This is a genomic window from Colwellia sp. 5_MG-2023, assembly GCF_030547795.1.
In the GTDB taxonomy this organism is placed as follows: Bacteria; Pseudomonadota; Gammaproteobacteria; order Enterobacterales; family Alteromonadaceae; genus Colwellia.
In genome coordinates this window covers 255,663-275,474 of the sequence record NZ_JAUOPW010000003.1, presented here as the reverse complement: position 1 = coordinate 275,474, position 19,812 = coordinate 255,663, and the positions used below count along the sequence as shown (strand labels likewise).

15 protein-coding genes and 1 tRNA gene are annotated in these 19,812 nt (G+C 37.0%); 14 read left to right on the top strand and 2 right to left on the bottom strand.

The genetic code is table 11. From position 1 onward, the window contains the following. Positions 1–13: 13 nt before the first annotated feature. Positions 14–1,159 carry an HD-GYP domain-containing protein gene (locus Q4496_RS04265; RefSeq protein WP_215972246.1) on the bottom strand — a complete coding sequence of 382 codons (1,146 nt, stop codon included), beginning with the start codon at positions 1,157–1,159 and terminating at the stop codon, positions 14–16. A 248-nt stretch (positions 1,160–1,407) separates the two neighbouring features. Here Q4496_RS04265 and Q4496_RS04260 point away from each other — a divergent pair, with 248 nt between their 5' ends. The 14 genes from Q4496_RS04260 to Q4496_RS04195 all read left to right on the top strand — a co-directional run bounded on the left by Q4496_RS04260 (position 1,408) and on the right by Q4496_RS04195 (position 19,289). Beyond that, the gene (locus tag Q4496_RS04260; RefSeq protein WP_215972245.1) at positions 1,408–2,028 is read left to right on the top strand and encodes a tetratricopeptide repeat protein; all 621 of its coding nucleotides are present in this window, start codon (positions 1,408–1,410) and stop codon (positions 2,026–2,028) included. Positions 2,029–2,169: 141 nt separating this feature from the next. Beyond that, on the top strand, positions 2,170–4,599 hold the full coding sequence (gene rnr, locus Q4496_RS04255) for a ribonuclease R (RefSeq protein WP_303609979.1): 2,430 nt from the start codon (positions 2,170–2,172) through the stop codon (positions 4,597–4,599). A 52-nt stretch (positions 4,600–4,651) separates the two neighbouring features. Continuing rightward, entirely contained in the window at positions 4,652–5,407 is a 756-nt protein-coding gene (gene rlmB / locus Q4496_RS04250; RefSeq protein ID WP_215972243.1) for a 23S rRNA (guanosine(2251)-2'-O)-methyltransferase RlmB, read from the top strand. Between the two features lie 68 nt (positions 5,408–5,475). Then, positions 5,476–6,759, top strand: a complete 1,284-nt coding sequence (locus Q4496_RS04245; RefSeq protein ID WP_215972242.1) for a DUF945 family protein — start codon at positions 5,476–5,478, stop codon at positions 6,757–6,759. Between the two features lie 371 nt (positions 6,760–7,130). Next, positions 7,131–8,501 (top strand): efflux transporter outer membrane subunit, encoded by a 1,371-nt coding sequence (locus Q4496_RS04240; RefSeq protein WP_215972241.1) that lies wholly within the window; start codon positions 7,131–7,133, stop codon positions 8,499–8,501. Positions 8,502–8,539: 38 nt separating this feature from the next. Then, positions 8,540–9,841, top strand: a complete 1,302-nt coding sequence (locus Q4496_RS04235) for an efflux RND transporter periplasmic adaptor subunit (RefSeq protein ID WP_215972301.1) — start codon at positions 8,540–8,542, stop codon at positions 9,839–9,841. Continuing rightward, positions 9,838–12,924, top strand: a complete 3,087-nt coding sequence (locus tag Q4496_RS04230; protein WP_303601450.1) for an efflux RND transporter permease subunit — start codon at positions 9,838–9,840, stop codon at positions 12,922–12,924. The genes Q4496_RS04235 and Q4496_RS04230 overlap by 4 nt, the downstream gene beginning before the upstream one ends. Positions 12,925–13,103: 179 nt before the next feature. Beyond that, positions 13,104–13,541 carry a 30S ribosomal protein S6 gene (gene rpsF, locus Q4496_RS04225; protein WP_215972239.1) on the top strand — a complete coding sequence of 146 codons (438 nt, stop codon included), beginning with the start codon at positions 13,104–13,106 and terminating at the stop codon, positions 13,539–13,541. A 10-nt stretch (positions 13,542–13,551) separates the two neighbouring features. Next, positions 13,552–13,863: a primosomal replication protein N gene (gene priB, locus Q4496_RS04220; RefSeq protein WP_215972238.1), complete on the top strand. Its 312-nt coding sequence runs from the start codon at positions 13,552–13,554 to the stop codon at positions 13,861–13,863. 50 nt (positions 13,864–13,913) lie between these two features. After that, on the top strand, positions 13,914–14,141 hold the full coding sequence (rpsR, locus tag Q4496_RS04215) for a 30S ribosomal protein S18 (RefSeq protein ID WP_159821572.1): 228 nt from the start codon (positions 13,914–13,916) through the stop codon (positions 14,139–14,141). An 18-nt stretch (positions 14,142–14,159) separates the two neighbouring features. Then, positions 14,160–14,612 (top strand): 50S ribosomal protein L9, encoded by a 453-nt coding sequence (gene rplI / locus Q4496_RS04210; protein ID WP_215972237.1) that lies wholly within the window; start codon positions 14,160–14,162, stop codon positions 14,610–14,612. 385 nt (positions 14,613–14,997) lie between these two features. Next, on the top strand, positions 14,998–16,755 hold the full coding sequence (gene dnaG, locus Q4496_RS04205; protein WP_303609999.1) for a DNA primase: 1,758 nt from the start codon (positions 14,998–15,000) through the stop codon (positions 16,753–16,755). Positions 16,756–16,969: 214 nt separating this feature from the next. Then, a complete protein-coding gene (rpoD, locus tag Q4496_RS04200) occupies positions 16,970–18,817 on the top strand; it encodes an RNA polymerase sigma factor RpoD (protein WP_215972236.1) in 1,848 nt (615 codons plus the stop codon). A 395-nt stretch (positions 18,818–19,212) separates the two neighbouring features. Further along, positions 19,213–19,289, top strand: a tRNA-Ile gene (locus Q4496_RS04195). Positions 19,290–19,403: 114 nt separating this feature from the next. Here the strand turns inward: Q4496_RS04195 and cueR are convergent. After that, positions 19,404–19,811 (bottom strand): Cu(I)-responsive transcriptional regulator, encoded by a 408-nt coding sequence (cueR, locus tag Q4496_RS04190; RefSeq protein WP_215972235.1) that lies wholly within the window; start codon positions 19,809–19,811, stop codon positions 19,404–19,406. Position 19,812 lies beyond the last annotated feature (1 nt).

The following is a 19,812-nucleotide window of genomic DNA, read 5'->3' as shown; positions in this document are numbered from 1 at the left end:
TAGACTATAAAAATCAACCTTCCATTAATAGCATGGTAATTATAGTGTTCATATCAAGATCAAAGTCCTCAGCCCTGACGCCTTTAACAATGAAATCATCCGTTTTTGCTAAGTCAATATCTTGGGTATTCAGGTATTGATTTAACTTTACACTATAGAAAGATTTTACTTTAGGTTTTGTTAAATCATTGCAATTACGTTGCTCGACTACAGCAAGCTTTTTAGATTCTAATTGTACAAGTGTTCCCGTAGGGAACACACCAATACATCGAATAAATTGTTCGACTAACTCACCATCAAGATGATTGTTTTTAGCCAGTTCACGCAAAATATTGAATGATTTGATGTGGGAGAAACCATCTTTATAGCAACGGTTTGCGGTTAATGCATCAAAGATGTCGCAAATTGCAATCATGCGGCCATATTTGTGAATATTTTTGCCCTCAACTTGAAATGGGTAACCTTCACCATTTAATTTCTCATGGTGTAACGCTGCAACGTCTAAACTTAGTTTACTAATGCCTGGGGTTTTCTTGATGATGTCAATAGAGTGGTTGGCATGTGTTTTCATGATAGTAAACTCTTCATCAGTTAACTTACCTGGCTTATTTAATATTTCGTCAGGAATTTTTATTTTACCAATATCATGTAAAAAAGCGCCAATGCTAAGATGATGGACAACTTTTTTATTCATTTTTAAGTGGTGAGCAAAAATAGTCATGTAAACCGAGACGGCAACAGAGTGCTCTAGTAAGTATTCGTCTTTTTCGCGAATATTTACCATGCAGGCTAAAGAGTCTGGACTATTGAAAATGGCATCGACCGACTTATTAGTAACATCAACAACTGATTGTAAATCAACTGTTGTACCATTTAAGGCCGCAGCAAATAGTTTTTTTTGAATGTCTTTCGACTCATTAAATATTTCGACAGCTTGTTTTGCTTCTGCGCTGATTTCAGCCCTAGTTTTGCTGGGAGGAGGCAGGGTTTTGCTATCATCGATAAATACAGATATAACCTGCTTACTTCTTAAATTATTAATTACATTAATGCTTTTTATATGTCCAGGCGCGCTTAATGTAAATGTTCCATTTTGCTTGGCAATATCCGTGACAAAGTGACCAACATTTAACTCACTAAGTTGTATTTCTATAATCATTTAGTTCTAAGCCAATTCATTACACTAAAGAAGGTTTTTTATTCTTTTTCTGATACTAGCTAGTTTTTTACTATTTCACAATTCATATGTTGTTATAAATTAATACCCAAACGTGTTAAAGGTTAAATTAATGAACGTTATCTGCTATTTTAATTGTTAATTCTTATGCAAATAACTATTTAGTTTTGTCGTCTCTTGCCGATAACTTTAAGGTGAGTGTTTCTTGCCTACTATTTTAGGATTATAATATGCGTGTACTTCTTCTTTTTATTTTTATGTGCTTTTTAACACCGCTGGCACACGGAGAAAATTTAACAGCTGTACAAATTTATACTGATGATCAACTGTTAGATCTTATTAAAGAAAATAAACATTTAGGGCAAGTGGTTTTAGATGAGTGTCAATTAGTGCAAGACATTGAAGCAAGAGCGGTAATATCTAAAATGCCTTCTTATCAGTTTTTGTGGGGGGATATGCTAGCTTATGGTGTATGCGTAAAAAAAGATATTGAGTTAGGTCTACATTTTATGCGCTTAGCTGCAAATCAAGGTTTAATTGAAGGTCTTGAACAAATGGGGCGCTATTATCATATCGGAAGATTTATGCAGAAGGATATCGATCAAGCAATTAGTTTTCTAAAAGCAGCCGCTTCTATGAATAATCTTGCTGCTCAAATGCGTTTAGCTGGTATCTACAATCAAGGTTATGGTAGCCCATTAGATTACCCTGAATTATATTCTCAACTTCACCATGCAATTACTGACGATAAAGCTGTTTATAAGAAAATAACCCAACTAAAAAAACAATTAGCGACGAAAATGCCTGATAAGGTAGTTAATGCTGCTAAAAAAGCTGACTACACAAATTAGCAATAATATTTTAGGTGAACTTAAAAAATTAAAAACACCTAGTTACATCAACTTTTTACTTTCTATCTTGTGATTGTAAAGTTTATGGTATACTCACCTACAATTAATTTCTATTCTATTTATAACAAGTAATCCATTATTGTGACCCTAAACGATCCCCATGCTAAACGTGAAGCAAAAAAATACGAAAAGCCAGTGGCTTCACGTGAGCTGCTATTATCTATCATTGAAAAATGCTCACCGCCACCTACCTTTAATACCTTAGCTAAAACATTAAATTACCAAGAAGATCATCTGCTGGTAGGTTTGAAGCGACGACTTCGAGCAATGGAAAATAGCGGACAGTTAATTTTTAATAAGTTTAAACAGTACGCTATTCCGGCAAAAAATAGCTTGTTAACAGGGCAGGTGTTAAGCCATCGTGATGGTTTCGGTTTCCTTGTCGTCGATGATGCAGATCTAAAATCAACGTCACCAGACAAGCGTGGCAAAGACTTTTATATTTCGACTTATGAAATGCAACGAGTATTTCACGGTGATATTGTTCAAGCTATATTGGTTGAACGTACTGATAGAAAAGGTAAGAAAGAAGTTAAAATTCTAGATGTTATTGAACCTAGAAAAGCACCAATTGTAGGTCGTTTTAATGTTCAGCAGCATATTTGCAGTGTTGTGCCTGAAGATAGCAAGATAAAGCAAGAAATATTAATTGATCCAAAAGCCCGGTTAGGGGCTCGTCATGGTCAAATGGTAGTAGTTGAATTAGCACAAAGACCGACAAAACGCTCAAAAGCGATTGGTAATGTTATTGAAGTTTTAGGTGACCATATGGCACCTGGTATGGAAATAGAAATAGCGTTACGCGCCCATGATTTACCCCATCAATTTTCTCATACAGTAGAAGCTGAAGTCGCTACCATTGCTGATGAAGTTGAAGAGTCAGCGAAATTACCGCGTAAAGATTTACGAGAATTACCACTGGTTACTATCGATGGTGAAGATGCACGAGATTTCGATGATGCTGTTTATTGTCAACCTGAAAAATCTGGTGGTTGGCGTTTATGGGTTGCTATAGCTGATGTTAGTTATTATGTTCGCCATGGCAGTGCGTTAGATGATGAAGCTATTTCGCGTGGTAATTCAGTATACTTTCCTAGCCAAGTTATTCCTATGCTACCGGAAAAATTATCAAATGGTTTGTGTTCTTTAAACCCAGACGTTGATCGACTTTGCATGGTCTGTGAAATGACCGTAAGTAGTGATGGTGAGCTTACAGGTAGCCAATTTTATCCTGCAGTCATGCGTTCACATGCACGTTTTACTTACAGTAAAGTTGCCGCAATACTTGATGCCAAAGATAATGACGGTGTAGAAGCTATGGAAGGCCGAAACCTTCGAGAACAGTATTCTGCATTGGTACCGGATTTAGAAAATTTAAAAAGTATGTACTTAGCATTAAGTGATGCGCGCACTAAACGTGGTGCCATTGCTTTTGAAACAGAAGAGTCATTATTTCTGTTTAATAAAGATAAAAAAATTGAAAGTGTTGTACCACTTATTCGCAACGACGCGCATAAAATTATTGAAGAATGTATGATTTTAGCCAATGTTTCTACGGCTAAATTTATTGAAAAACATAATAAACCGGGCTTATTTCGAGTACATGATAAACCGAGTGAAGAGAAATATAATAATTTTGTCAGTTATTTATCTGAACTCGGCATTACTATACCTAAAAGAGATCAACCTGAACCAAGAGACTATTGTGATATTTTGACTAAAGTTGCAGAACGACCTGATCAAGAGCTCATTCAAACCATGTTACTTCGCTCAATGAGACAAGCAGTTTATCAGAGTGATAATTTAGGTCATTTTGGTTTAGCTTTAGCGTCTTATAGTCATTTTACTTCACCTATTAGGCGTTACCCTGACTTAGTTGTGCACAGAGTAATTAAAAGCATTTTACTTAAAGAAGCACAAGATCAAGCAACAAAAGAAGCTAATGCAGGCGCTTATGATTATAAGCTTGCAGAAGTTATTGAGCTAGGTGAACATTGCTCTATGACTGAACGTAGAGCTGATGAAGCAACACGTGACGTAAGTGATTGGCTTAAATGTGAGTTTATGCAAGATCATGTTGGTGATAGTTTTAATGGTGTAATTAGCACGGTAACTAATTTTGGTATGTTTGTTCGTTTACATGAATTACATATTGAAGGTTTAGTTCATATCACCTCTTTAGGTCAAGACTACTATCATTATGATGATGTACGCATGTGCTTAACTGGTGAAAAATCAGGTGTTAAATACCGTGTTGGTGATGTAGTTACAGTACAAGTGGCAGCAGTAAATTTAGATGAAAAGAAAATCGATCTTGCTATGGAAGGTAGTAGCGCAGTAAAAAAAGGTGCGCTAAAAGCTAAAGGTAAGCGTAAACCTAGTGCTAAAAGCACCAAAAAACCTTCAACTGACACGAAAGATAAATCGAAAGTTAAGTCCAAAGCTAAAAAGCGCAGCGAGCGTAAAAAACGTCCAGGTAAAAATGCTCGTAAGAACGCAGTAAAGAAATAAATACCATTAAGCTGTCTATTAAGCGACAGCTAAATGAAATTAAGGTAAAGAAATGGCAAAGAATGAAGAAATAGTATTTGGTATTCATGCAGTGAATGCATTGTTAAAGCATGCACCAGAGCGCTTTATTGAAATGTGGTTATTAAAAGGGCGTGATGATGAGCGTCTGCTGCCTATCACCAATTTAGCACGTAAATATGGTATTGCCACGCAATTGGTTCAAAGGCGTGTGCTAGACGAGAAAAGCGTTGGTGAACAACATCAAGGTGTTATTGCTCGTGTAAAACCGGGTAAAGTACTCACTGAAAATGATTTAGATGATATTATTAGCGCCACAGAAAAGCGTGAGATACCACCATTTTTACTCATTTTAGATGGTGTAACTGATCCTCATAACTTAGGCGCTTGTTTACGAAATGCTGATGCTGCAGGTGTGCAAGCAATTGTTGTTCCTAAAGATAACGCCGCTAAAATAACCTCTACAGTACGTAAAGTTGCTGTAGGCGCAGCAGAGACCGTGCCTTTAATTCAAGTCACAAACTTATCTCGCACGATGAAACATTTACAGCAAATGGGGATATGGATAGTTGGTACCGCTGGTGAAACTGACACTTGTCTTTATGATGTGAAATTATCGGGTCCTATGGCACTTGTTATGGGCGCTGAAGGTAAAGGTATGCGTAGATTAACGCGCGAGAACTGCGACCAGTTAGTCAAGCTGCCAATGGCTGGTAGTGTTTCAAGTTTAAATGTATCTGTTGCTACAGGTATTTGTTTATTTGAAATGGTTAGACAACGTTCATCTTAAAAATTATCTCTTTTTGAAATTTAACTCAATTTATTGAATCTAACGGAATAGCTCCAAGGATTAATTATATGAAAAAACTCTTTATTATTATTTTATTACTGATCATTGCTGGCTTAATTTCGCCAAAATTTATTGGTAGTGTCGTAGAATCTGAGCATCAATCAGTAGTTAATAAGCTCAACGACAATCAGGCTATTACTGTTAATTCAACAAGCATTACCCGATCATGGTTTACTGGAAAAGCTGAAACTGAAATAACAATTTCTTTGCAAGATGAAGGCTTAGAAAATATCAGTTTTATTGTTGAAGAAAACTTAGCATTTGGCCCAGTAATTTTTACTGATGAAGGAGTCGAGTTTGCGTTAAGTTATTCACAAGCAAGCATTAATTTTAAAGAGTTATTAATAGACGAAGAAATTGAAACGTTTATCAATGATAAAATTCATTTTAGTGGTTTATTAACGTTTTCTAAAGATGTCGTTGCTAACATTGTTGTTGATGAAGTATCCAAAGAAATTGATGGTAATAAAGTGACCTCAGCCAAAGCGTTTGGACATTTTACTTTAGAAGATAGTAAACGACTTTATGGTGATTTTAACTGGTCAGGCTTAACAGCAAAAACCAGTGACGAAAGCTTTACCTTAGGTAAGCTTCAATTTTCACTCGATCAAACACTGATTGCAGGTGATTATTTCCAAGGTACAGCGATTTCTACTGGTAAATTCGACTTTTCATTGGACTCAATTGCTGCGAAAGATACCGATAATAATGCGGTGTTTTCACTTGATGACATACTTATTAACGCGGTATCAGCATTAAACGATGATTTAATGACAGTAACCATGAAATATAGGGCTGGTAAAGTAGAATTTGAAGGTCAAAAATTAGAAGATGCAAATTTAACCTTACTTGTTAGCGATTTAAATATTATTGCTATGCAAGAAATTAACACTATTTTGGCTGAAATATCTGTTGATGGTGCTGGCATGTTTACTCCTGATGTCATGCAAAGGCTGACGACATTAATTGACAAATTATTAGTTGATAAACCTGTTATTGAAGTTGAAGATTTTAGTGTGAAAACTCAACAAGGTGATATTGCATCGTCTATGCACATTAGTATCGATGAAAATTTGTTTGATACTACAAATATCATGTCGATTATACCAGCGATAAAAGTCGATGCTAAAGGTAAAGCGCCTATGCCATTTTTTGATGAGCTAGGGGTTGCTCCTATGGTTGATTTGTATATAGAAGAAGGCTACGTTGTGTTAAAAGAAGATGAGCTGAGTTTTATTGTCAACTTTGCACAAGGGAGTTTAAAAATTAACGATAGAGTTATTCCTATGTAATCATGGCTATATGAAAAGTTAGTCAATCAACCTTAGCTAACGTTCATCAAGTTATCCTAATATAGCTAAGCTTATTATTACTCGCTGTGCTCAATAGCTTTCTCTAAAACCATTACTAGCATTAAGCGGTAATGGTTTTTTTATGGCAAACTTTAGCGTTATTCATTAATTTAACTGGAATAATTCACTCCAATGCCAATTTGGTGCAATAGGTTGTAGAGGTATAACTAAGATAACAACGTTGTGTAATGTTATGTAAAGTAGATAGAAACTCATAGCATAATTGAATTAGAATAGAAAAATAATTAATAATATTAAGATTTTTGTTTATGGGTTACCGTCTAAAACCTCTATACATCTCAATAGTGAGTATGATGCTATTTTCGTGTAGCGCTACTTACCATGTAGATGAAGAGCTTCGTCAATCCAATGCTCCTGCGCAATGGTCGGCTAATTTATTAACAACCGACGTAGCAGATAATTGGTTTGAACAATTACAAAATGAGCAAGTACATCAGCTTGTTGATATTGCAATAAATAACAACTTTCAATTAAAGCAGCAGGCATTGGCCATCGCTATTCTTGAGCAAGATTTGATTATAGCGGGCAGTGAACTTTGGCCCTCATTAGATTTGTCATTAAAAAATAGTCGCAGTAAGTCTGTATCAGATGATAGTACAAGCACTTATAATACAAGTGCCTCTTTAGATCTGGATTTACAGTATGAACTTGATCTTTGGGGAAAACTATCCGCAGCTAATCGACAAGCTAATTTAGAATTAATGGCTCAAAAGGCAATATTTGAACAAGCTAAACAACAGCTGGTTGCCGATGTTATTACTGCATGGTTTTCGGTAATAGAAGCCAATAAATTATTAGCACTTTATCAGCAACGTAGTCAGGATATTCAGCAGAATCTATTGATTATTGAATCTGGTTATCAACAAGGACTAAACAGCGCATTAGACGTTTATTTAACGCGAAATGAGGTGAATAGTGAACTCTCTAGAACATCAGAGCAGCGAACTCAACAAACACTCGCTATACGTAAATTAGAACAGTTGTTAGGGCAGTATCCTGAAGGTGCATTGTTTGTTGATGCTGAATTACCTTCGCTTGATTCAGATGTTCCTGTTGGTTTACCAAGTGATTTAGTCTCAAGAAAGCCAGAATTAGTCGCTAGCTGGTACCAGTTACTTGCTAAAGATTCTGCGTTAGCTTATGCGCACAAACAACGCTTTCCAAGTATTAGCCTTACAGCCTCATTATCTGATAATCAAACGAATATTTCTGATTTGTTATCCACCTCTTCTTTGGGATGGTCATTGCTTGGTAACTTAGCTATGCCATTGTTTAATGCTGGCAGGTTGGAAGCTAATGAAGAGAAAACCCGTTTAGATTTAAAGCAAACAGAGCAAGAATATTTATCAACTTTATATGATGCGTTTGCAGATGTTGAAAATGCAATAACCTATGAGGCGAGCTTAAAAGAACGCTACCAAATGATGATTAAAGCACAAGAAAATGCGATTGCAGCACAGCGATTATCTTTTGAACAGTATCAAAGTGGTTTAGTGGAATATATTACTGTGCTTGATGCACAGAGTCGATCTTACGATGCCCAAAGTGCGGTAATTCAACTTAAAAATCAATTAATTGCTAATCGAATAAATCTTCATGTTGCCCTTGGTGGTAATTTTGCGCAAGCACCTTCGACAGAAGCACAAGAGCAGGAAAAATAAGCATGACTAAACTAAGTAACGAATCAACAAGTCAATCAATGAATAAGCAAAATAAGCAATCAACAATTAAAAAAATAATTATTCCTGTAGTGATTATTGTAGCTACCTATTTCCTTTATCAAATGATTATGGATAATCCGCCAGAAACTAATCGAGGTAAAGGTGGTCCTGTCGCTAAAATTAGCGTTGAAACAATAGCGTTAAAGCCACAACAATACTCTGTTGTTGTTAATAGTTTTGGTACAGTACAGCCCAGAACGAGCAGTGTACTCGTCGCTCAGGTCTCGGGTGAAATAAATGAAATTAGTCAACAGTTTAGGGATGGTGGTTTTTTTGAAAAAGGAGATGTGCTCGTACAGCTTGATGATAGAGATCACCGTGCGGAAGTAAAAATCACCCAATCAAGCCTATTGTCAGCAAAACAAGCGTTACTAGAAGAAGAGGCGAGAGCAAAACAAGCGTTGATTGACTGGGAACGTTTAGGTAACGGCGCACAACCGAACACGCTAGTTTTACGTGAGCCACAATTAGCTGCTGCACAAGCTGAAGTATTATCGGCTCAAGCTAATTTAGAAAAAGCAGAACTATTATTAGAGCGTACTAAAATAGTGGCTCCATTTGCAGGACGCGTATTAAAAAAACAGGTTGATTTAGGGCGTGTTGTTACTAGCAATACTGAGCTAGCAGATATTTATGCTATTGATTATGTAGAAATAAGATTGCCTATTAATAACAAAGATCTCAGTTTTATTGATTTGCCTGAAGAATATCGCTCTTCTAATAATAAACAACAAGGGCCTAGTGTTAGCATTACGTCAGACTTAATTGGGAAGCAGTATTGGCAAGGAGAAATTGTTCGCACCGAAGGTGCTATTGATGACAACTCTCAGCAGCTTTATATTGTCGCACAAATTGACGATCCATATGGCGTTGATAATAAAAGTGAAGTAGCGCCTATCAAAATTGGCCAGTATGTTAATGCCGAGATTGCTGGTAAAACAATAGAGCAAGCGTTAGTTATTCCTAATAGCTCAATTTACCAAGGCAGTTATGTTTATATTGCCGAAAATATAAATGATAAAACAGTATTACAAAGAAAAGAAATTACCATTCGTTGGCAAAATGATGAAGATGCAATTATTGAATCAGGTTTGTCTGCGGGAGATGTGCTGGTGTTAACACCGCTTGGACAGGTTAGCTCTGGAACTCCTGTTGAAATTGCTGGCGCAACACCACCAAAGAGAAAGGGGGTAAATAAACAAAAGAGAAATGCTAACCGAGGTACTGAAGACAGAAAACCTCGTGATAAAAAGAACAGAAATAAGGAGGGCAAACAATGATAGCTTGGTTTGCTCGTAACCACGTTGCCGCTAATTTATTAATGGTAACCATTTTATTTCTTGGTTTATTTAGTTTGTCAGCCAAAATACCCCTTGAAGTCTTTCCTACTTTTGCAATGGATCAAATTTCAATTAGTGTTTCGCTTCGTGGCTCAACCCCTGAAGATGCCGAGCAAGGTGTTGCGATTCGTATTGAAGAAGCTGTACAAGATTTAGAAGGTATTGAGCGAATTACTAGTCGTTCTTCCGAAGGTTCGTCATCTGTCACCGTTGAAATTGACTCAGCCTATGACGCAAGAGAGATGCTAGCAGATATTAAAGCACGAGTTGATGCAATTAATACTTTTCCTGTAGATGCTGAAAAACCGATAGTTTCCTTAGCTGAGCGAAAAAGAGAAGTTATTTCTGTCACTATTGCTAGTATTTATGGTGAGAAAGAAATAAAAGAATTTGCTGAGAAAATCCGTGATGATTTATTACAAATTTCTGGCGTTACTCAACTTGAGTTGAGTGGTGTTAGAGATTACGAAATAGCAATAGAGATAGCACAAGACAAGTTACGTCAATACAATTTGAGTTTAAGTGACGTTTCTTCGGCTGTTAGTAACTCAAGTAGCGATATATCTGCAGGAAATATAAAAACTAAAGGTGGTGATATTCTTATTCGCTCTAAAGGGCAAGCCTACCGAAAAGATGAATATGCTCGTATAGTCATTAAAACGAACAGTGACGGCTCAATGTTAACACTTAATGATATTGCTACCATTAAAGATGATTTTGAAGAAACGCCTGTCAGAACACGTTTTAATGGTAAACGTGCCGCTTTTATTGATGTGTACCGTATTGGTCAACAAAGCGCGACAGATGTTGCTGATAAAATTAAAAATTACATAGAAAGTCGTCAAGAAAACCTCCCTTATGGATATGAATTAAGTTATTGGGATGATAATTCTGAAATTGTAAAAGCACGTATTTCAACGTTAACAACAAACGCAATGCAAGGGTTAATTTTAGTTTTTGCGTTGTTGTCGTTATTTTTACGACCTTCTATTGCTATTTGGGTATGTGTGGGTATTCCAGTGTCCTTTATGGGCGCCTTTATTGTTATGCCGTTTATGGGAATAACCCTAAATATTATGAGCTTGTTTGCCTTTATTTTAGTATTGGGGATTGTGGTAGATGATGCCATTGTGACAGGGGAGAATATCTATACCCACCTGCAAACCTCCTCATCAGGAACTGAAGCAGCTATTCGCGGAACACAAGAGGTCGCCACACCGGTTACTTTTGGTATATTAACAACGGTTGCTGCCTTTCTACCTCTTGCTTTTATTGAAGGGAATCGAGGGCCTATCTTTGCTCAAATTCCAGTGGTGGTTATTCCAGTACTAATTTTTTCATTAATTGAATCAAAGTTTGTTTTACCTTCACATTTAAAGGGAATCAAATTACGTCATGAGCAAGCTGAACCAGGTAGATTTGAACGTTTTCAGCGTGGTTTTGCTGATGGTTTTGAGCGGGTTATATTACGTTATTATCAACCAATATTAGCCGTTGCATTAAGGTATAAGTTAACCACATTAAGCTTATTTGTAGGTGTGTTTTTTATTATTCTTGCTTTGGTTATGAGTGGCTGGACTAAATTTATATTTTTTCCACGCATTCCAAGTGAAACTGTTCGTATGAATTTAACGCTTCCGGTTGGAACTCCTTTTGATGTGACCAATAAGTTTGTTATTGATATTGCTGATAAAGCTGAAGACTTACAAGATAAGTACCGCGACGAAGAAACTGGTAAAAGTGTTATTCTCAATATATTAGCGACAACCGGAGGCCGTGGAAGTGTCTCTAATGCAGGAAGTGTGCGTTTTGAAATTACACCTCCAGAAGAAAGAGATTCCGATATCACCTCGAGTGAATTGGTTAAAGAGTGGCGAGAACTTATTGGGGTAATTCCGGGGGCAGAAAGTCTTACTTTTAGAGCGGAAACCGGTCGTTCATCTAGTCCAATCGATGTACAATTAACGGGAAGTTCACTAGTAACATTGCAAGAAGTTGCCGATAAAGTTAAAACTCGTTTAGGCACTTACCCTACCGTGTTTGAAATTGAAGATAGTTTGTCTGACGGTAAAGAAGAGTTACGTATAGAGCTAACGAAGCAAGGAAAAGCGGTTGGTCTAACGCGTGTTGCTATTTCACAGCAAGTGCGTAGCGCCTTTTTTGGCGCAGAAGTGCAACGTATACAGCGTGGTCGTGACGATGTTCGAGTTATGGTGCGTTTACCAGCAGAAGAACGTAGCACAATTGCAAACTTAGAAAATATATTAATCAAGACTCCGCAGGGGGGCAATGTACCATTATCGCATGTTGCGACCTTAATTCCCGGACAAAGTCCGTCAACAATTAACCGTATTGACTTATATCGAACCGTTAATGTTACGGCTGATGTTGAAAAAACAAACACCAATATGACTGTGCTGCAAGCCGATTTAAAAACTTATTTAGATGAGCTTATTAGCCAATACCCAGGTGTTAAGCATTCATTAGAAGGTGAAGCAAAAGAGCAGCGAGAATCTTTTAGCTCTTTAGGGTGGGCACTTGTTTTTGTGTTTTTCATTATTTATGTGTTGTTGGCTATTCCATTTAAATCCTATTTACAGCCTTTAATTGTCATGAGTATTATCCCATTTGGCATGATTGGTGCGGTAGTAGGGCATTGGATTATGGGCATGGATCTAAGCATTATGAGCTTATTAGGCTTACTCGCTTTAGTTGGTGTTGTTGTTAATGACTCATTAGTATTGGTAGATTTCATTAATAAAAAGCGCGAAGAAACAAATGATTTAATGAGTGCAGTTTTAATGGCTGGTGCATCACGTTTTAGACCGGTAATGCTAACCAGTTTAACGACTTTCATAGGTTTGATGCCGCTGCTTTTTGAGAAATCAACACAAGCACAATTTTTAATTCCAATGGCGGTTTCATTAGGTTTTGGCATTTTATTCGCTACTTTTATCACATTATTATTAATACCGGTGAACTATATGTTGGTTGAGCGCCTTAAAAACTATAGGAATCAATAGCTTCTGTTGAAATGTCGTTAGGATGTTAAGTAGAGAGATTAAGTCGTATTTTTACTTGCTTTAAATGCTTGTTTTCTCTACACTACGCATCCTTAATTCAGCCTGAACTTTTTGTTCCTTGCCTCAACTGGTGTTTGGCTGAGCCAGAGAATGAGGCTACAACCCATAAGGAGCTCGTAATGCGTCATTACGAAATCGTATTTATGGTTCACCCTGATCAGAGTGAACAAGTGCCTGGTATGATCCAGCGCTACACAGACTTGATCAACGCTGCTGAAGGCAAAGTCAACCGTCTAGAAGACTGGGGCCGTCGCCAATTAGCATACCCAATCAATAAATTGCATAAAGCACACTATGTTCTTATGAACATTGAAGCGCCACAATCTGTTATTGATGAACTAGAAACTGCTTTCCGTTATAACGATGTTGTTATTCGTAACATGATTATGCGTACTAAAGACGCGGTAACTGAAGCATCGCCAATGGCTGCTGCTAAAGAAGACCGTCGCGAAGTTAAGAAAGATTTTTCTGCGCCAGCTGAAGGTACTGAAGCTTCTACAGAAGAAGCATCTGCACCAGCTGAAGTTTCTACAGAAGAAACTGCTAGCGAAGAATAAGTAATTTGTGATGCTCTCGCAAGAGAATAGCCTAGTGTTGACAGGCTCTGTAGTGAAAGCTCCAAAGCAATCAACAAGCCCAGCAGGTATTACTCATAGCCAGTTTTCAATGGACCACAAGTCTATTCAAAATGAAGCGGGTATGAACCGACAAGCTTTTGTCAGAATACAAGTTGTAGCTACGGGTGAATTATCACACTTAACTCGTGAATTAGTTGCTGGGGATAATGTAAGAGTGACGGGGTTTATTAACCGTCATGAGTCAAGAAACGGTAACCCGTTGCTTGTATTACATTCTCAGCATATAGAAATGATTAATTAGTGTTTTGTTTTTACAGTTAATGTTCAAATAAAACCAATTCGGAGAATATTATGTCTCGTTTTTTTAGACGTCGTAAGTTTTGTCGCTTCACAGCGGAAGGCGCAACATCTGTAGATTATAAAGATATTGCAACGTTAAAAAACTATATCACTGAAAGTGGTAAAATTGTTCCTAGCCGTATCACTGGTACTGCTGCTAAATACCAACGTCAACTAACTCGCGCTATCAAACGTGCTCGTTACTTGTCATTGTTACCATACACTGACTTACACAAGTAAGCTAATAAGGGGTTTATTATGGAAGTAATTCTTCTAGACAAAATCGCCAAATTAGGCGGCCTTGGTGACAAGGTATCTGTTAAATCAGGTTATGCACGTAACTACTTATTACCTCAAGGTAAAGCAGTATTCGCATCAGATGCTAACATCGAGCACTTTGAAGCACGTCGTGCTGAATTAGAAGCTAAGTTAGCTGAAGTTTTAGCAACTGCTGAAGCTCGTGCAGTTAAACTTGGTGAATTGGCTGAAGTAACTATCGCATCTAAAGCAGGTGAAGAAGGTAAGTTATTCGGTTCAATCGGTACTCGTGATATCGCTGATGCGATCACAGAAGCTGGCGTTGAAGTTACAAAAGCTGAAGTACGTTTACCATTAGGTGCAATCCGTGAAACTGGCGAATTCGAAATCGCTATTCACTTGCACAACGATGTTGATACTAGCGTTAAAGTGATTGTTATCGCTCAAGCTTAATTGCTTAAATTAACGTAGGTTAGAATTTATTCTAGCAAGTACTACATTATTAAATACCGCAATATCTTTGATACTGCGGTATTTTTTTGTCTTACCTTTTGAAAATCCCTCATCCTGAACTTGATTCAGGACCACAAGCGGTATGCTGCCAGCCTCATGAGATTCCGTATTAAGTGATCTGAAGAACGACGTTTTTGTTTACATTGTTTTGTATTAAACGGTCTACATATGGGCTGCTTTTTTACCCTGAAAAACCTCGTAATCCAATGGTGTTTTTTCGTGTTATTACGACAGATAAAAAGAAATAATTTTCAGCGGCAGATGAATCTCGGGTATAATGAGCGCTTCTTAGTTTTTACAGTGAAAAGTATTTAGCACTATGAGTATGCTCGGACGTATCCCTCGACAATTTATTGATGACTTATTAGCGCGTGCTGATATTGTTGAATTAATTGACGGCCGTGTTCCCTTAAAAAAAGCGGGTAAGAATTATCAAGCTTGCTGTCCTTTTCACAACGAAAAATCTCCTTCTTTTACCGTCAGTCAAGATAAGCAGTTTTATCATTGTTTTGGTTGTGGTGAACACGGTAATGCTATTTCATTTTTAATGGAATTTGACCGTTTAGACTTTGTTGATGCTATTGAAGAACTCGCTAGCCATTGCGGTGTAGAAGTTGTTCGTGAAGAAAATAATGCGAGTCCGGCCGAGCAACGTCAACAACAAAAAGTTTATCAACAAAAACAAGATGATTACGAGTTAATGAACCAAATTAGCCGTTTCTATCAGCAACAATTAAAAGCAGCAACAGATAAAGAAACAGCTATTAACTACTTAAAAGGCCGAGGCTTAAGTGGTGAAGTCGTTAAGCGTTTTGGTATTGGTTATATTAGTGATGCCTGGGATGGCATGATGAAGGTTTTTTCTCCGCAAGGTAAAGCTAATCAGCAGCTAATTGATTTAGGTATGGCAATACAGGGTGATAAAAACCGTCCATATGACAGATTTCGTGGCCGTATTATGTTTCCTATTCGTGATAAACGCGGCCGAGTAATTGCTTTTGGTGGTCGGGTTTTAGGTGATGAAAAACCTAAATACTTAAACTCACCAGAAACACGTGTTTATCATAAAGGCCAAGAGCTCTATGGTTTATATGAAGCGAAACAAGCCAATAAGAACCTTGAACGACTCGTTGTTGTTGAAGGCTATATGGATGTTGTGGCATTAGCACAGCATGGCGTTGATTATGCTGTGGCCTCATTAGGCACATCAACTACACCAGAGCAATTACAAACCTTATTTCGCACCGTAAAAGAAGTGATTTGTTGCTACGATGGTGATCGAGCAGGCCGTGATGCTGCATGGCGAGCGATGGAAAATGCGTTACCATTAATTCGTGATGGTTTTTCATTAAAATTTGTTTTTGTACCCGATGGTGAAGATCCTGATTCATTGATCCGTAAAAAAGGACAAAAAGCGTTTGAACAAATTTTAGATGAAGCGATGCCTTTATCTAAATTTTTAGTTGAACAATTAATGAGTCAAGTTGAAATGAACTCATTAGAAGGTAGGGCTGCGTTAGTTGATTCTTTTCAACCTTACTTAATGAAAATGCCAGATAGTGTACTAAAAGATGCAATTATTAATGATATTGCAAATAATTTTGGTACAGGTAGTGAACAGTTTTTAGCTAAAATAGCTAAAAATATCAACAAACAAGAAAAAATTAAAAAACCGCAGGGCACTACAAAAACAACACCGGTTAGATTAGCTATTGCATTACTACTTGAGCATCCCCATATTGTAAACGAGCTAGGAGATATTTCAGCATTAGCGCCATTACAAGTTCCTGGGATAGAGTTATTGACCCAATTACTGAAATTATGCCAACAAAATCCTGAAATAAAAACGGCACAGTTATTAGAGTATTTTCGAGGTACAGAAACAGGTAATCAGTTAGCAAAATTAATGTGTTGGCAACATCATGTTACTGCTGAAACTGCTGCTGATGTTTTTCTTGATAGTATTGAAAAACTATTGAATGATTTTGTTGAAAAACGTACTGAATTTTTATTACAAAAAGCACGTGTTAAACAAATAACATTACAAGAAAGACAAGAGTTACAAGCGATACTTAACGCCTAGCTACACATAACGGGTTTTAGTAACTATACTTTAGTTGATTTGAATTGTTATTTAAAAATAAGTAGAGACTTAATACATGAATTCAATGGTGGAAATCGAGTGAAAAACTCGCTATAATCTCCCGCCTAATTTATTTGTGCAATTTTTACTACCCCATTTTTACAATATTGTTTTTTAACAGTAATATATACCAGACATAGGTGGACACTCGTCAATGGAACAAGCTCCTCAATCTAGATTGAAAGATTTAATAACCAAAGGTAAAGAGCAAGGTTATTTAACGTTTGCGCAAGTTAACGATCATCTACCACAAGATATTATCGATTCAGACCAAGTCGAAGATATTGTTAGCATGATTAACGACATGGGAATTCAAGTTTTTGAAAATGCCCCTGATGCAGATACGTTAATGATGAGCGAAGCTAATACCGATGAAGATGCTGCAGAAGCCGCAGCACAGGCATTAGCAACCGTAGAAAGTGAAATTGGCCGTACAACTGACCCTGTTCGCATGTACATGCGAGAAATGGGTACAGTAGAATTACTGACACGTAAAGGCGAAATTGTTATTGCCAAGCGTATCGAAGAAGGTATTAAAGAAGTACAACATAGTGTTTCTGAATATCCACCTGCGATCAATTATTTATTGGAAATGTGGGATAACTTTGAAGCGGAAGAAGTACGTTTAACAGACATTATTGTCGGCTTTTTAGACCCTGATGCCGAAGACGAAGAAGTTGCCGCAGCAGCTACACATGTTGGATCTGAATTATCAAAAGAAGATTTAGATGATGAAGATAAAGACGACAGTGATGTTGATGATGAAGATGAGGATGAAGAAGATACCGGTCCTGATCCTGAATTAGCACGTGAAAAGTTTATGGCTCTGCGTGATGTGTACGAAGTAGCCAACAAGATTATTGAGAAAAAAGGTCGTGGTCACAAAGATGCGCAAGAAGCAATTGATGACGTCGCCGAAGTATTTAAAGAATTCCGTTTAATACCTAAATTATTTGATAGATTAGTGAAGAACATGCGTAGTGTCATGGACCGATTACGTGTTCAAGAGCGCTTAATCATGAAGCACTGTGTTGTAGGTGCGGGTATGCCTAAAACAACTTTTATCAAAATCTTCCCAGGTAATGAAACATCAAAAGATTGGTTTGAAGAACAAAAAGCAGCAGGGCATAGCTACTCAGCTAAGCTTTCTGATATTGAACACGACGTTGAACGTTGTATCTACAAACTGAATCAAATTGAAGAAGAAACACACCTAAATATACATGGTATTAAAGATATCAACCGCCGTATGTCAATTGGTGAAGCGAAAGCACGCCGAGCGAAGAAGGAAATGGTTGAAGCCAACTTGCGTTTGGTTATCTCTATTGCTAAAAAATATACAAACCGTGGTTTACAGTTCTTAGATTTAATTCAAGAAGGTAACATTGGTTTGATGAAAGCGGTTGATAAGTTTGAATATCGTCGTGGTTATAAGTTCTCAACTTATGCAACTTGGTGGATTCGTCAAGCAATTACCCGTTCAATTGCCGACCAAGCGAGAACAATTCGTATACCAGTACATATGATTGAAACGATCAACAAATTAAATCGTGTTTCTCGTCAAATGTTACAAGAAATGGGACGTGAGCCAACACCTGAAGAATTAGCTGAACGCATGATCATGCCTGAAGATAAAATTCGTAAGGTATTGAAAATAGCTAAAGAGCCAATTTCAATGGAAACGCCAATTGGTGATGATGAAGATTCGCATTTAGGTGACTTTATTGAAGATGGTAGTGGTGAATTACCTGTTGATTCTGCTACGTCAGAGAACCTTAAAGGCGCTACCCATGAAGTACTTGCCGGTTTAACAGCTCGTGAAGCTAAAGTACTTAGAATGCGTTTCGGTATTGATATGAACACTGATCATACCTTAGAAGAGGTTGGTAAGCAGTTTGATGTAACACGTGAACGTATTCGTCAAATTGAAGCGAAAGCATTACGTAAATTACGCCATCCTTCGCGCTCAGAGCAGTTAAAAAGCTTCTTAGATGGTGAGTAAGCAGTATTGCTGTTTAGCATCAAATAACTGAGTTTGAATGATAAGAAAAAGAGTATGTTAGCCTAGCTAGCATACTCTTTTTTTGTTTTTAGCTGTTTTTAGCCAAGTAAAAGTAAAATAGTATTCAATGATATGATTTTGTTAAACTCTTGCTTCTCTAGCTAAATGGAACTGATTGAATTAATATTAATTCAATCAGTATAAATATTGAAAAGAATATAAGGTTAATAATAATCAAATAAGCAATTTGACTATTAATACAACAATCAAACCAATTTTATTTGTTTTTTACTATTCAGATGGTGACATTAAAATAAAAAATGCTTATACTGCTCGCGCTTAATTGGACTGTTTACCTTTAATTGTTCAGTTAAGTATATACATCTTATGTATATGGCCCCTTAGCTCAGTTGGTTAGAGCGCCCGACTCATAATCGGTAGGTCCAGTGTTCAAATCACTGAGGGGCCACCACTTTTCCTCAATGCTTTCAGCGAAATTACCCACTAACATAAATATTACTTTCTCATATTATAGTTATTTTTTTAAGCTAATTAGCTGCTCTCACTTTATTCTTCTGCTTATTAACTAAGAAGAAAACTCTGCTAAACCTTCTAGAATTGGGCATTTAGCATTATCATCACCATCACACTTATCTGCTAATTCTTGCAGCACTGTTTTCATTTTCTCTAGCGCTAAGATCTTTTCATTAATATCTTGTAAATGATTTTGTGCGAGTTGTTTTACCTGACGACTTTCTCTATCACTGTCTAACCAGAATTTCAGTAGTGATTGAATTTCTGCCATGGAAAACCCTAAGTTTCTCGAACGTCGGATAAAACCCAATTGTTGTAATTGGGTTTGATTATATAATCGATAACCGGCCTCAGTACGGCTGGCTTTTTTTAACACGCCGATGTCTTCATAGTAGCGAATCATTTTAGCCGATATGCCTGTTAAGCTAGCAGCTTTACCTATGGTGACCAGTGTATCCATG

What these genes read in the sequence shown, in the direction of transcription:
- rpsF (WP_215972239.1), top strand. Translation starts at nt 13,104, where the DNA reads ATGCGTCATTACGAAATCGTATTTATGGTTCACCCTGATCAGAGTGAA.
- Q4496_RS04230 (WP_303601450.1), top strand. Translation starts at nt 9,838, where the DNA reads ATGATAGCTTGGTTTGCTCGTAACCACGTTGCCGCTAATTTATTAATG.
- Q4496_RS04240 (WP_215972241.1), top strand. Translation starts at nt 7,131, where the DNA reads ATGATGCTATTTTCGTGTAGCGCTACTTACCATGTAGATGAAGAGCTT.
- cueR (WP_215972235.1), bottom strand. Translation starts at nt 19,811, where the DNA reads ATGGATACACTGGTCACCATAGGTAAAGCTGCTAGCTTAACAGGCATA.
- Q4496_RS04245 (WP_215972242.1), top strand. Translation starts at nt 5,476, where the DNA reads ATGAAAAAACTCTTTATTATTATTTTATTACTGATCATTGCTGGCTTA.
- Q4496_RS04260 (WP_215972245.1), top strand. Translation starts at nt 1,408, where the DNA reads ATGCGTGTACTTCTTCTTTTTATTTTTATGTGCTTTTTAACACCGCTG.
- Q4496_RS04265 (WP_215972246.1), bottom strand. Translation starts at nt 1,159, where the DNA reads ATGATTATAGAAATACAACTTAGTGAGTTAAATGTTGGTCACTTTGTC.
- rlmB (WP_215972243.1), top strand. Translation starts at nt 4,652, where the DNA reads ATGGCAAAGAATGAAGAAATAGTATTTGGTATTCATGCAGTGAATGCA.
- rpoD (WP_215972236.1), top strand. Translation starts at nt 16,970, where the DNA reads ATGGAACAAGCTCCTCAATCTAGATTGAAAGATTTAATAACCAAAGGT.
- rplI (WP_215972237.1), top strand. Translation starts at nt 14,160, where the DNA reads ATGGAAGTAATTCTTCTAGACAAAATCGCCAAATTAGGCGGCCTTGGT.
- dnaG (WP_303609999.1), top strand. Translation starts at nt 14,998, where the DNA reads ATGCTCGGACGTATCCCTCGACAATTTATTGATGACTTATTAGCGCGT.
- Q4496_RS04235 (WP_215972301.1), top strand. Translation starts at nt 8,540, where the DNA reads ATGAATAAGCAAAATAAGCAATCAACAATTAAAAAAATAATTATTCCT.
- rpsR (WP_159821572.1), top strand. Translation starts at nt 13,914, where the DNA reads ATGTCTCGTTTTTTTAGACGTCGTAAGTTTTGTCGCTTCACAGCGGAA.
- priB (WP_215972238.1), top strand. Translation starts at nt 13,552, where the DNA reads ATGCTCTCGCAAGAGAATAGCCTAGTGTTGACAGGCTCTGTAGTGAAA.